A 12,716-nucleotide genomic window follows, 5' to 3' on the forward strand; every position below is an offset into this window, starting at 1 on the left:
ACCCCGCCTGCCGCCGAGCGCATTCTCGGCGGCAGGCCCTCCCCTCCCGGTTCCGAGCTCGCCTCGGAACAGAAGCTCTCGGAGCAGAAGCTCTCAGACGAGAAAGGACGCCTCATGCTGCAAGGCGCCATAGCCGGTCTCGCCGCCGGCGGTCTCTACGCCGTTCTCGGCGTATGCCTGACCTTGATGTCCCGCCTCGTGCGGGTCGTCAACTTCGCACAGGCCGCCACTGCGATGTTCGGTGCGTTCAGTGCGGTGTGGTTCGTCAGCGAGCTCGGGGTGCCGATCTGGCTCGCATCCGTACTGGGCGTGCTCGTCGGCGGGTTCCTCTCCGCCGCCATCGGATGGATCGCGGCGACGTGGCTCTCCGAGGCATCCACGACGACCCGCTCGGCGATGACCGTCGGGCCGCTGCTCCTGCTGATCTCCCTGTCGTTCATCCTGTTCGGCAACAAGCCGCAGCCGTTCACCCCGATCATCGCCGGCCCCGCGTTCTCGTTCGGTGGCGTCGTGATCAGCCAGGTCACGGTCGCGACGGTCGTCATGGCCGTCGTCACCGCGGTCGCCGTGCGGATCGTCCTGCGCCGCACGAGGGTCGGCACGCAGCTGCGCGCGCTCTCCGAGCGTCCGACCACTGCGGAGTTGCTCGGCATCCGCTCACGCCCGCTCTCGATCGCCGTGTGGTTCGTCACGGGTGTGATCAGCGCGATCGCGATCATCATCGTGGCGCCCTCGCAATCGAATGACGCGACCAGCCTCGCCATGCTCATCGTTCCCGCGGCGGCCTCCGCCCTTCTCGGAGGCTTCCGCCGCCTCGACCTCGCCGTCATCGGCGGCGTCGTGCTCGGCGTGCTCAGCGGTCTCGTCGCGCAGATCGACGAGGTCGCGCTGGTACGCAACTTCCTCCCGTTCCTGTTCATCGTCGTCCTGCTCCTGTGGACGCAGCGCAAGGAGGTGTGGGATGCCGCTCGCTGACCGTCCCTGGTTCCGTCTGTCCTGGCCCTTCGCCGTCGCCGCCGCCGCGATAGGAGTGGGCGCCATCCTGAGCACGGCACTGCCCGGCTACTTCGTCTTCCTCGCGATCAGCGCGGTCATCGCGTCGATCGCGATCCTCGGTCTCGGCATCGTCACGGGATCCGCGGGAATGATCGCCCTGTGCCAGCTCACGTTCGCGGCCGTCGGCGCCTGGATCGTGTCGCTGCTCAACGTCATGCAAGCTCCCGGCGGCTTCGTCGTCTGGCTGGTGTTCGGCGGCATCGCGGCGGGTCTCGTCGGCATCCTCGTGGGATTGCCCGCGCTTCGGCTGCGGGGCGTCAACCTCGCGGTCGTCACTCTCGGGTTCGCGGCAGCGGCAGACGTGACCCTGGTGCAGATCCAGTTCCCCGGCTCGGCCGACGGCACCGCGATCGAGCGACCGGCACTCTTCTCGAACGATCGGGAGTTCTTCTTCCTGTCGATCGTCGTGCTCGCCGTCTGCGCTCTCGGCGTGTTCTTCCTGCAGCGGGGCCGGTGGGGCTCGAGCTGGAAGGCCGTCGCGTTCTCCGAGCGGGGTACGGCCGCGGCGGGGCAGAGCGTGCAGACCGCCAAGCTCACGGCCTTCGCGGTCTCGGCCGCGCTCGGCGGTATCGCCGGCGGGCTGCTCGCAGGCCAGGTGCAGCTGCCGTTCGCGTCGAGCTTCACACCTCTGCAGTCCCTTGCGCTGTACGTGCTCGCGATCATGTCGGGGGCGCACCTGATCGACATGGCGATCTTCGGCGGCATCCTCTGGGTGCTCGTCCCCGAGCTGCTCAAGCGCTGGGGTGTTCCGCAGGACTGGGCCTTCGTCGTCTTCGGTGTGCTGGGTGTGCAGGCTCTCACCAGCGGCACCAATCTCGGGCAGGGGATCCGCAACGTGATCTGGAAGCGCGCGGATCGCAGGACCGCGACGGCGACGCTGACGGCACTGCCTCCGGATGCCGACGCCGACGCCGCCGCGATCACCACCACGACGACCGCGACTGTCGACGAACGAGCACTGGATGGCGCACCCGTGCTCAGAGTCGAGGGACTCACCGTGCAGTTCGGCGCGCTCAAGGCGCTGGACGATGTGTCCTTCCAGGTTCCCGCCGCGTCGATCATGGGTCTCATCGGACCGAACGGTGCCGGGAAGTCGACGTTCGTCGACGCGATCAGCGGCTTCCTACCGAAGCACGGCGGGCGTGTGCTTCTCGGCGACCGAGATCTCGCCGGCCTGTCGCCCACTCGTCGCGCGAGGCTGGGGCTGCGACGGACCTTCCAGCAGGACAGGGTGCCACCCGCGCTCACGGTCGGCGCGTATGTGCGGTTCGTCGCTCGACGTCGACTCGCGGCATCCGACATCGACGAGGTGCTGGAGTTCTTCGGATGCCCGTCCGCGCGCTCCCGCCTGTCGAGCGTCGATGTCGGCACCCGCAGGCTCGTGGAGGTGGCGGCGAACGTGGTCGCTCGTCCGCGGCTGCTGATCCTCGATGAGCCCGCGGCAGGGCTGTCGCACGAGGAGCATCTGGCGCTCGCGGCGCGGTTGCGCGAACTGCCCACTCGATACGGGGTGGCGCTGATCATCATCGAGCACGATCTGGATCTGGTGCGCTCGGTCTGCCCGACGCTCACCGTGCTCGATTTCGGTCGGGTGCTGGCGTCGGGGCCACAGGCCGAGGTGCTCGCGAACCCGGCCGTCGTGAAGGCCTACATGGGAGAGACGGAGCTGCTGAAGTGAGCGAACTCGTACTGGATGCGGTGACGGTCAGCCGTGGAGCGGGTCCCGTGATCTCCGACGTGTCGTTGACCGTCAGAGGTGGCGAGGTGCTGGCGCTCGTGGGCCCGAACGGCGCCGGCAAGACGAGCCTGATCGAATCGGTGTCGGGGGTGACGCCGCATTCGGCGGGCACGCTCACGCTCGACGGCGAGCCACTCGACAAGCTCTCGAGAGTGGCCAGGGCGCGCCGCGGCATCGTGCACATCGAACAGGGTCGCGCGGTGTTCCCCTCGCTGACCGTGCGCGAGAACATCTCGCTGACCGCACGGACCCCGGCGGAGGTGGATGCTGCGCTCGAGCAGTTCCCTGAGCTCGAGAAGCGCATCGATTCACCGACCGCGCTGCTGTCGGGTGGCGAGCAGCAGATGGTGGTGCTCGCGCGGGCGTTCGCCGCGAAGCCGAGGATCCTGCTGATCGACGAGATGTCGCTCGGGCTCGCGCCTGTGGTGTTCATGCGGCTGATGCCGATCGTGACCTCGATCGCGGACTCAGGCGTCGGTGTGCTTCTCGTCGAGCAGTTCACACAGCTCGCCCTCGGACTCGCGCGCGAGGCGGTCGTGGTTGCCGGCGGGCAGGTGTCCTTCCAGGGGACCTCTGGGGCGTTGCAGGAGGACCCGCAGCTGCTGCATCGCGCGTATCTCGGCGGCTGAGGTGCCCTGAGCGGCGTCAGTCGTCCGCGTCCGAGTCCGAACTCGGGGGTCTGGTCGTCCCTCGGGCGATGAGGGCGACGCCGCCGAGCAGCACGAGCAGCGCGATGCCGTGCGTCACCCACCCGAGGATGCTCCCCATCCCGACGTCAACTCCCCCACCTCCGTGGTTTCGGAGGACGAGCCAGCCGAGGAATACCGCGACGAGAATGACGCCTGCGCCGATCAGAAAGCCGCGTCCGCGACGGGTCGGTGTGCTGGACAAGAGATCCCCCCGGTTCTCGACGATGATTCGCCACACTAACAGGGGGTTTCGCCAGCGCTCCAGTCGCAGTACAGTCGAGTACAGGTTGCAGCGGCATTAGCCTGGGGGGATGACCGAGACCATCAGCGCCCGCGCCGTCCTGCTCGACATGGACGGCACTCTCGTCGATTCGACGGCCGTCGTGGAGCGGCTGTGGCTGGCGTGGGCTGCTCCGCATGAGATCGACCCCGCGACCGTGCTGAGCGTCGTGCACGGCCGCCAGGGTCATCAGAGCATGGCGATCATGCTGCCGGAGCGCGATCACGAGATCAACATCCGGGAGAACGCCGTGATGCTGGCGAACGAGAGCCAGGACGTCGACGGAGTCGTCGCGATCGAGGGCGCCGATGTGCTCCTTTCCGCGCTGCTCCCCTACCCGCACGCGATCGTGACCTCGGCCGATCTCACGTTGATGAATGCGCGCATGGGGCAGGCGGGTCTCGCCGTTCCCTCGCTGACTGTGACCGCGGAGAACGTGTCGGCCTCGAAGCCGGATCCTGAGGGCTTCCTGCTGGGCGCGAAGTTGCTCGGCGTCGATCCTGCCGACTGCGTCGTGTTCGAGGACTCGGGCGCAGGCATCCAGGCCGCTCACGCCGCGGGAATGCGCGTGATCGGCGTCGGATCTCACGCGGTCTCCCATGAACCGACCTTCCATGTCGATGACCTCACGCAGGTGGCCGTCGTGCCGACGGCCGACGGATTCGAGCTCACTGTCCGGTGATGCGGTGATGCGACAGACGTCGCGTCGGTGATGCGAGAGCCGTTGGGTCCTCAATGCGGCACGCGCCGCGTTGATGATGCGGCAGCCGTCACGTCGATGATCGAGTGACGGGGTCGTTTCGATCAGGCGCGCCCAGGTCATCCAGCGCGGGCGAGCTGCGCGGGGAGTTTCAGTCGGGCAGCGCTGAGTCGTGGGGTGCGCCATCGTTGGTCGGGGTCCCACCACCGCGGTCCCCGCACCTGCGGAAGACCGGCATCCATCCGGATCTCCCACCCGGAGGCTCCGAGAGATCGGTGATGCCACCAGCACAACGGCACACCGTTGTCCGTATGCGTCGGCCCACCCCTCGCATGCTCTGTCACGTGGTGGATCTCGCACCATGACGCCGGCACATGACAGCCAGGAATCAGACATTCCTTGTCGCGGGCGACGATCGCCCGCCGTTGATGCACGGTGAAGATGCGGTCGGTGGTGGTGATCCCGATGATCCGACCCTCGTCCATCAGAACCCGTTGGATCGTGCCGCCGCATCCAATGTGCGCAGCGACCGAGACGGGCACGTGGGCACCGGATCCGGGGATCGTCGCCCACCCGCCGTTGCCATGGCCCCCACTCCTTCCAGAGACAGAAGCCCCGAAGGCATCGCCAGCGCCATGACCGTGGACGGCGAGGTCTTTCGCATCGACGTTCACGACGAGTACCGGTGACGAACCACCGAGGGTGGGCATGTTCTTGTGGCGGGCGGCGATCTGGAAGACCATCGCGAGGGCGTCGTGGCGTTTCTGCGCCGAGGTGCGGTCATCGAGCACGCACCGCGGATCCGAGTTGAACGGATCCGCATCGTCTCGGGCTGCGCCAGCACGTGCATCCGCACCGACCTCAGAGTCGACTTGGACATCAGAGTCAGCATCGGCACCCTCGGAGGTTTCCTCCGACTCGGAACCTGCACCCGCGTCTGCATCCGTGTCGGCATCCGCACCGTCGCTGGGCGCGAAGTGCACCCCGGGCATGAGAGGGCCATCGCCCTTGGGGTTGAGGATCGCGTCCAGGATCAACTGCAACTGGGCGGCGACGTCCGGGGTCAGATACCCCCGGATCGCGTGCACACCGTCCTTCAACCGACCGATCGTGATCCCGCGGCGACGCCGGGAGTCCTCGTCCTTGGGCTCTTCCCCGTCGGGGTCGAACATCGACGCGAGATCCTCCGCGAGAGTTTTCAAGTCCTGCACCGTCGGCGCAGGGCCCGACGCATCCGCCTCGAGATCCTCAGCATCCGCATCATCATCATCGACGAGGCCGTGCCCGCGCGCGCACCCTGCCAACGCGACATCCGCCGCCAGTCGTTGATCGACCGTGAGGCGATCCCACACCCGCTCGATCGGCCCCGTCGCCGCGAGGAACCCCGCCACCCCGACCACCCCATCCAGCAGCGCGAGCCGCATCTCGGACCAGCGGGCCGGCATCCGCTCCCCCGCCAGACTCACCGGCCGTCGCACCAGATCGACGACCGTGTCGACCCGAGACGCTCCCCGCACATCCACCCGCACCGTCCGCTGCAACAACTCGTTCAGACCCCGACACCCCGCCGAATGCGGGAAATCCACCGCATCACCCGTCGCGACCGTCTCCACGATCACCGCTTCGACCCGTCGGAATGCGGCCCCCGCACCCTGCAACACCGTGACCCGATCCGCATCGGTCAGCCCGGCGAGTGCATCGTCGGACAGCACCGCATCGAGGTCGGCGATGACCCGATCCAGAAGCTCGGCGGTGCTGTTCATACCCGTCAGTCAACACGGGACCACCGACATTGAAGACCTCAAACCGCCCCGAATTACCCCAGTTCAGAGGCGTATTCCAATCTCCCGGAATGCTGCACATGAACGACGGACGGGACGGCGGAGGAGACTGCGGAAGAGACACCGGAAGGAACACCGGAAGGAACCGCAGAAGGACACGGACGGAACCGCAGGAAGGGGCACCGGAAGGAACCGCAGACGGACACGGACGGAACCGCAGGAAGGAGCACCGGAAGGAACCGCAGAAGGACACGGACAGAACCCCAGGAAGGGCACCGGAACGAACCGCAGAAGGAACCACAGGAGGAGCACGGAAAGAACCACAGGAGAAACACCGGAAAGAACCGCAGGAAGCGCACCGGAAAGAACCGAAGGAAGCGCACCGGAAGGAACCGCAGGAGGAACACGGAAAGAACCACAGGAGAAACACGGAACGGACCGCAGGAGGGATCCGGAAGGGCTGCAGGAGGCGCCGCGGCAGGAACGGCACGAGGAACGACGGGAGGGTCGACAACGATCACCGGAAAACAGCGACCGATCGGCCTCACCACGACCGAGAGCCAACAGCGACCCAGAGCCACCCGCGACCGAACGCCCCCTACATACCCGCGTGGTCGAAGGCGATGGTCGGCACATCCACGACGTGCGATCCGCCGTCAGCCACGATCACGGCTCCGGTGACGTACGACGACTCGCCCGATCCGAGGAACCGCACGACCGAGGCGATCTCGGCGGGCCGTGCCGGTCGACGCAGCGGCACGTCGGCCGTGACGGTCGCATACGCCTCCTCACGAGATCCGAGCCCGGCGTGGGTGGCGAATTCGTCCATCTCGTCGTCGGCCATCGGCGTCTGCACCCATCCGGGGCAGATCGCGTTGACCCGCACACCCTGGCGTCCGTAGTCGCGAGCCAGGGTTCGCGTGAGCCCGATGAGCGCGTGCTTTCCCACGGTGTAGCCGGCCACAGACGGCCCCGCGAACAAACCCGCCAACGACGACACGATCACGATCTGCCCCTTGGACTCGATCAGCGCGGGGAGCGCCTCCCTGGCCATGATGAACGCCGTCGTGAGGTTGGCCCGGATGGCAGCATCCCAGCTGTCGTCATCGGTGTCGGCGACGGGCGAGAACCCGTGCCCTCCGGCGTTGGCGACGAGCACGTCGAGGCGTCCGAAGGTGGCGAGCACCTCGGCGACGGCGGCCTTCGCGGACGCCGTGTCGGCGGCATCCGCCACGATCGGGTGCGCCCCCACCGCGGCTTCCACCGCGCGCAGGGGTTCGGCGCGGCGCCCGACGACGACGACATGCGCGCCCTCGGCGGCGTACCGCTCGGCGATCGCCGCGCCGATGCCCGTGCCTCCTCCGGTGATGACGACGACCCGCCCCGAGACGGTGGATCCGACTGCAAGTCCCATTTCTGCTCCTGTTCCTCCGCGCTCTCGCGCGATTCCCTGCGCTCCCGCGCGATCGTCCGGTCGATGGGGATCAGGCGGGGAAGCCTGACCGGGCTGAGTATCCGAAGTCACTGACGACGGTCGTGCCGTTGATGGCGCGGCTGCGCGGTGACACCAGATAGAGCACGTGCGAGGCCACCTCGTCGGCCGTCTGCACGGGAAAGCGCGGCGCTGCGAACGCATCATCTCCGAGGTCGCCTCGACTCATCGGTGTGTCGACGATCGACGGCGCGAGCGTGTTCACCCGGATGCCGTCGCCTGCCAGATCGACCGACAGAGCGCGACCGAACTGGACGAGCGCCGCCTTCGCTGCGCAGTACGGCACCATGCCGGCGGAGGCGACGAACGCTGAATCGCTCGACAGAAGGACGACGGATGCTGCGCCGGCGGCGCGCAGCGCAGGGAGCGCCGACGACACCACGAGGAACGCCCCCGTGACGTTGACCGCGAACACCGCGTTCCACTCAGCCAGTGAGATCTCATCGATCGGTGATCCCACAGGTCCTGAGATCCCCGCGCAGCACACGACCGCGTCCAGCCCGCCGAATGCGTCCACCGCCCTTTCGACGGCACGAGCCACCTGCACCTCGTCTGTGGCGTCGGCTACGAGCACGACAGCGCCACTGATGGCGCCGGCCACCTCGGCGAGAGATGCACCATCGCGATCGAGCAGCGCGACGCGGACTCCTTCCGCGGCGAGCGCGAGGGCGGTCGCACGGCCGATGCCGCTCGCCGCACCCGTGATCAGGGCGCTGGTGCCGTTCAGCTGCAGCTCCATGGTCTCCTCGAGACTCCGCCGCTGCGCCGGTGGCGCGGTGAGGACGGCGGTGTCTTCACCGTCATCCTGCTCCCGCTCCTCGGCTCCGTGAATGCGATGAAGGGTGCTGTGCGCGCTGGAACCATCGTCCTTCGTTCAGCGTCAACCGCCACGGGCACCACCCGAGCAGAATCGCTCTATCGGCGACGTCTCTCGTCGTCGAGGCCGTCACCCACGGCCGTCACCGAGCAAAGGAGCCGACGTGGCAGACCCGACGTCTGCGTCCACGACGCAGCATGACCACACTTCTCTCCGACCCGGCGCACTGGGCGTCGCCGGGATCGTCTTCCTCGTCCTCGCGGCCGTCGCGCCTCTGACCGGCATCGTGGTGGTCGCCTCCCTCGCGATCGCGCTCGGCAACGGCGGCGGCACACCGATGTCGTTCTTCCTCGTGGCCGTCATCCTGCTGCTGTTCGCGGTGGGCTATGCGCAGATGTCGAAGCAGCTCGTCAATGCCGGTGGCTTCTACGCCTTCGTCGTGAAGGGTCTCGGCCGCACGGGCGGACTGATCGCCGGGCTGATCGCGACCCTCGGCTACAACTTCTTCGTCGTCGGCACCATCGGCACCAGCGGCTTCTTCATGCAGAACATCATCCGCGACCTCACCGGTCTCGACGTGAACTGGCTGGTCTGGGGCCTGCTGTCGATCGCCGTCTGCTTCGTGCTCGCGAGGGTCGGCGTCGACTTCTCGTCGAAGATCCTCGGCGTCTGCCTCGTGCTGGAGGTGCTCATGCTGGTCGTCTTCGACGTGTCGGTCCTCGTGCAGACCGGGTACGACCTCGGCGCCTTCAGCCCCGAGGCGGTGTTCTCCGGCTCGTTGCCGATCGGCCTGCTGCTCGCCGCCACCGGGTTCCTCGGCTTCGAGGCGACCGCGCTGTTCAGCGAGGAGGCGAAGCAGCCGCTGCGCACCATCCCCCGCGCCACTTACACCTCGATCATCGCGATCGGCGTGATCCTGGGTGTCACCACCTGGGCCGTCGTCAGCGCGACCGGCGTCGCGCAGGCACAGGCCACGGCTCTCGAGCACCTGCCCACCGGCGACCTGATCTTCATGCTGTCGCAGCAGTACCTCGGCGGCCCGCTCACCACGGTCATGATGGTCCTGCTGCTGGTCAGCCTGTTCGCGGCCATGCTCGCGTTCCACAACTCCGCCACGCGTTACCTCTACTCCCTCGGCCGCTCGCGCATCCTGCCTCGCGCCCTCGCCCGCACGCGCGCCAACGGCGCCCCGCAGCTCGCCGGCATCGTGCAGGCCTCGTTCGCCGCGCTCGTCGCGATCATCTTCGCGCTCGCCGGTGCCGACCCGATCCTCACACTGGTGCCCGCGATGCTGGGGTTCGGAACCCTGAGCGTGCTGATCCTGCAGGGACTCGCGGCGATCTCGATCGTCGTGTACTTCCGGCGCAAGGGCGACCCCCGCTGGTGGAGCACCTTCATCGCTCCCGGGATCGGGTTCCTGGGGATCGCCGCGATCTCGGTGCTCGCGATCGTGAACTTCAACATCGTCGCCGGCTCCGAAGAGCTCGCGATCCGGCTCATGCCGCTGCTCCTCGTGCTCGCAGTGATCGGCGGCATCGTCTACGGCGCCTACCTGAAGCGTTCGAAGCCCGCCGTCTACGAGGGGCTCTCGTCCGACCTCGAGCGGTTCAGCGACCGCTGACACCCCACGCACACACCACGGCCACTCATATCCAAGGAGAGACATGACGACTCTGAACCCCGCAGACACCTCCACCTGGCTGCCCCTCGAGGGTCTCGCGCCCGGTTTCGACGCGAACAAGGCACCGCACTCCACCGCACTCAGCGGCCGGGAGATCACGGTCGTCGATGCGAGAGGAACCCGCATCTCGCACCGGTTCGCCGACACCACGGTGACCTGGGACTACCACCCGGGCGCGGAGGACCCCACGGAAGCCACCACCGACACCGACGACTACGAGGCTTTCGAGGTCGATGACGACCTGTACTTCGTGCAGTTCCATCACGACTACCTGCCGAACGAGGCCGTGTCGCTGGTCGTCGACCTGCGTCACGGTCGGGCGCTCGCGATCATCTCGGTGATCCTGCCTGCACCCGAGCAGGGCCGCACCCGCGTGCAGCACATCTTCGCCCCGTCGGTGATCGAGGGCGCCGCTGTGACCGGAGCCGAGCCTGCACCGACCACGACCCTCATCGGCCGCCGGGTCGAGTGGGTGTACAGCGAGGAGCACGCCTACGAGCACGTCTACCTCTCGGAGCGCTGGTACTCGTGGCAGTGCCTCGCTGGCCCCGAACGAGGGCTCGCCGACACCGACGAGAACAGCGTGTGGGAGGTGCGCCCCGGCATCTACATCTTCGCGTGGCGAGAGAAGGTCATCCCCTGCGCATCCGTGACCATCGCCGACCACCGCGACGTGAACGCGATCCGCTCGCACGGCGTGCTCTTCGGCCTCGACGAGTCGGGCGAGGTGCCGACGCACTTCACGTTCGGCGCTCACGGCCGCCTGCTCTCCACGACCCACCACGCGGCCGGACTCGAGCCCGCTCTGTTCGGAGCGCTCTGACATGGTGGCGGCCGAGGCCGATCTGATCATCACGGGGTCGGTGATCCGCACCGCGGATCGTCGGCATCCGGTCATCGAGTCGTTCGCGGTGCGTGCCGGGCGGATCCTCGCCGTCGGCACCAGGGACGAGGTGGATGCTCATCGAGGGCCGCGCACGCGAGTGCTGGACGTCGGAGATGCCGCGGTCTACCCCGGCTTCGTCGACGTGCACAACCACCATGCGATGGCCGGTCGCACCGAGCTGTTCGAGCTCTCGCTGCCTCCGTCACTCCCCCTCGACGACATCCTCGACCTCGTTCGAGACAAGGCGTCGGCTCTGCCTGACGATGCGTGGATCGTCGGCGGCTCGGTGTCGACCACGCTGCTTCCCACGCTGGCGAACTCGGCGAGCAGGCGGCGACTCGACGAGGCGGCAGGCGGACGCCCCGTGGTCCTCGTCGAGGACTCACGCCACAACCGGTGGGCGAACACGCGCGCGCTCGAGCTCGCGGGTATCACCGCCGACAGCATCCCGTCCGGTGGGGTCACGGTGCTCGACCCCGACGACGGGACGCCGACCGGAGTGCTGCTGGAAGCGGCCGGCATCCCGGTGCAGGAGGCGTACGACCGCAGCGGTGGACTGACGAACGAGCAGCACGTCGCCGCCTCCCGCCGCGGGGTCGAGATCCTGAACTCGTTCGGCATCACGACCTTCCAGGATGCCGGGGTGTCGACGGACATCCTCGGCGCCCTGGCCGCGCTCGACCGCGCGCAGGAGCTGAACGCCTGGGTCGTCTCGTCGCTCCTGATCAACGACGAGATCTTCGGATTCGATCCGATCGGAGAACCGCTCATCGCACGCGGCGAGGAGTTCCGCACCCGCCATCACCGACCCGACTTCGTGAAGATCTTCCTCGACGGTGTGCCGCCGGCGCGCACCGCGTCGTTCCTCGAGCCGTACCTGGCGGATGCCGTGCACGGCGCGCACTTCCACGGCGAGACGACGATGACATTCGATGAGCTCTACGCCTGGCTGCGCTCGGTGGCCGAACGGGGGCTCGGAGCCAAGGTGCACTGCACCGGTGACGGCTCGGCGCGACTCGTGCTCGATGTCGCCGAGAGCATCCGCGCCGACGGCTTCTCGACGCCGATCCAGATCGCGCACGGCCAGTTCCTCGCCGACGACGACATCCCGCGTCTGCGTGCGCTGGATGTGTCGGCCGATATCTCACCGTTCATCTGGTTCCCCGGGGTCATCCCGCAGGCGCTGGCCGAGGTGCTCGGCGACCGGGCCGAGCACTCGCAGCCCAACCGCGCCCTGCTCGACGCCGGCGCGCTCGTCGCCGGCGGATCGGACTGGCCGGTCAGCGAGTCGCCGAACACGCTCGAGGGCCTGCAGGGACTCGTGACCCGTGCCGACCCGCTGGGGCGCGCTCCGGGAGTGCTGTGGCCGGAGCAGGCGATCACGGCGGAGGAGGCATTAGAGGTCTTCACCATCAACGCCGCCACGGCCATGGGCCTCGGCGTCGAGACAGGCTCTCTCACGCCCGGCAAGTCCGCGGACTTCGTCGTGCTCGCCCGCGATGCGATCGCCGGCCCCGCTGACGAGATCGTGCACACGCCCGTGCTCTCGACCTGGTTCGAAGGCCGCGAGGTGTACACGGCGAGGTGATCGCCGGC

11 protein-coding genes are annotated in these 12,716 nt (G+C 68.0%); 7 read left to right on the forward strand and 4 right to left on the reverse strand.

All coding sequences use genetic code 11. The features are described 5' to 3' along the window. Positions 1-114: 114 nt before the first annotated feature. Genes OD997_RS15355 through OD997_RS15365 form a run of 3 tightly spaced genes read left to right on the forward strand, consistent with a single transcriptional unit; the run spans position 115 to position 3,423 of the window. Entirely contained in the window at positions 115-975 is an 861-nt protein-coding gene (locus OD997_RS15355) for a branched-chain amino acid ABC transporter permease (protein ID WP_434332453.1), read from the forward strand. Then, positions 962-2,734, forward strand: coding sequence for a branched-chain amino acid ABC transporter ATP-binding protein/permease (locus tag OD997_RS15360; RefSeq protein ID WP_434332454.1), 1,773 nt, complete (start codon positions 962-964; stop codon positions 2,732-2,734). Before OD997_RS15355 ends, OD997_RS15360 begins: the two co-directional genes overlap by 14 nt. After that, positions 2,731-3,423 carry an ABC transporter ATP-binding protein gene (locus OD997_RS15365; protein WP_434332455.1) on the forward strand — a complete coding sequence of 231 codons (693 nt, stop codon included), beginning with the start codon at positions 2,731-2,733 and terminating at the stop codon, positions 3,421-3,423. The genes OD997_RS15360 and OD997_RS15365 overlap by 4 nt, the downstream gene beginning before the upstream one ends. Positions 3,424-3,439: 16 nt before the next feature. Here OD997_RS15365 and OD997_RS15370 read toward each other — a convergent pair whose 3' ends face one another. Further along, positions 3,440-3,685, reverse strand: coding sequence for a hypothetical protein (locus tag OD997_RS15370; RefSeq protein WP_434332456.1), 246 nt, complete (start codon positions 3,683-3,685; stop codon positions 3,440-3,442). A gap of 109 nt (positions 3,686-3,794) precedes the next feature. Between OD997_RS15370 and OD997_RS15375 the strand changes: the two genes are divergently transcribed. Continuing rightward, positions 3,795-4,445: an HAD-IA family hydrolase gene (locus OD997_RS15375; RefSeq protein WP_434332457.1), complete on the forward strand. Its 651-nt coding sequence runs from the start codon at positions 3,795-3,797 to the stop codon at positions 4,443-4,445. A gap of 137 nt (positions 4,446-4,582) precedes the next feature. Here OD997_RS15375 and OD997_RS15380 read toward each other — a convergent pair whose 3' ends face one another. From OD997_RS15380 to OD997_RS15390, 3 genes are all read right to left on the reverse strand, one after another. Then, on the reverse strand, positions 4,583-6,226 hold the full coding sequence (locus OD997_RS15380) for an HNH endonuclease signature motif containing protein (protein ID WP_434332458.1): 1,644 nt from the start codon (positions 6,224-6,226) through the stop codon (positions 4,583-4,585). 616 nt (positions 6,227-6,842) lie between these two features. Further along, positions 6,843-7,658 carry an SDR family NAD(P)-dependent oxidoreductase gene (locus tag OD997_RS15385; RefSeq protein WP_434332459.1) on the reverse strand — a complete coding sequence of 272 codons (816 nt, stop codon included), beginning with the start codon at positions 7,656-7,658 and terminating at the stop codon, positions 6,843-6,845. A 70-nt stretch (positions 7,659-7,728) separates the two neighbouring features. Further along, positions 7,729-8,475: an SDR family NAD(P)-dependent oxidoreductase gene (locus OD997_RS15390; protein WP_434332460.1), complete on the reverse strand. Its 747-nt coding sequence runs from the start codon at positions 8,473-8,475 to the stop codon at positions 7,729-7,731. Between the two features lie 241 nt (positions 8,476-8,716). Between OD997_RS15390 and OD997_RS15395 the strand changes: the two genes are divergently transcribed. From OD997_RS15395 to OD997_RS15405, 3 genes are read left to right on the forward strand one after another with little or no spacing between them, the layout of a single operon-like run. After that, positions 8,717-10,174, forward strand: a complete 1,458-nt coding sequence (locus OD997_RS15395) for an APC family permease (RefSeq protein ID WP_434332461.1) — start codon at positions 8,717-8,719, stop codon at positions 10,172-10,174. Between the two features lie 43 nt (positions 10,175-10,217). After that, complete coding sequence (locus OD997_RS15400) at positions 10,218-11,057, forward strand: molybdenum cofactor biosynthesis F family protein (protein ID WP_434332462.1); 840 nt, start codon at positions 10,218-10,220, stop codon at positions 11,055-11,057. Position 11,058: 1 nt separating this feature from the next. Continuing rightward, positions 11,059-12,708 carry an amidohydrolase gene (locus tag OD997_RS15405; protein WP_434332463.1) on the forward strand — a complete coding sequence of 550 codons (1,650 nt, stop codon included), beginning with the start codon at positions 11,059-11,061 and terminating at the stop codon, positions 12,706-12,708. Positions 12,709-12,716 lie beyond the last annotated feature (8 nt).

Source organism: Microbacterium sp. CGR1 (genome assembly GCF_051062835.1).
Lineage (GTDB): Bacteria > Actinomycetota > Actinomycetes > Actinomycetales > Microbacteriaceae > Microbacterium.

Bases quoted from the DNA above. Each gene is read 5' to 3' on its own strand.
- OD997_RS15355 (WP_434332453.1), top strand. From the start codon at position 115: ATGCTGCAAGGCGCCATAGCCGGTCTCGCCGCCGGCGGTCTCTACGCC.
- OD997_RS15360 (WP_434332454.1), top strand. From the start codon at position 962: ATGCCGCTCGCTGACCGTCCCTGGTTCCGTCTGTCCTGGCCCTTCGCC.
- OD997_RS15375 (WP_434332457.1), top strand. From the start codon at position 3,795: ATGACCGAGACCATCAGCGCCCGCGCCGTCCTGCTCGACATGGACGGC.
- OD997_RS15380 (WP_434332458.1), bottom strand. From the start codon at position 6,226: ATGAACAGCACCGCCGAGCTTCTGGATCGGGTCATCGCCGACCTCGAT.
- OD997_RS15385 (WP_434332459.1), bottom strand. From the start codon at position 7,658: ATGGGACTTGCAGTCGGATCCACCGTCTCGGGGCGGGTCGTCGTCATC.
- OD997_RS15390 (WP_434332460.1), bottom strand. From the start codon at position 8,475: ATGGAGCTGCAGCTGAACGGCACCAGCGCCCTGATCACGGGTGCGGCG.
- OD997_RS15400 (WP_434332462.1), top strand. From the start codon at position 10,218: ATGACGACTCTGAACCCCGCAGACACCTCCACCTGGCTGCCCCTCGAG.
- OD997_RS15405 (WP_434332463.1), top strand. From the start codon at position 11,059: ATGGTGGCGGCCGAGGCCGATCTGATCATCACGGGGTCGGTGATCCGC.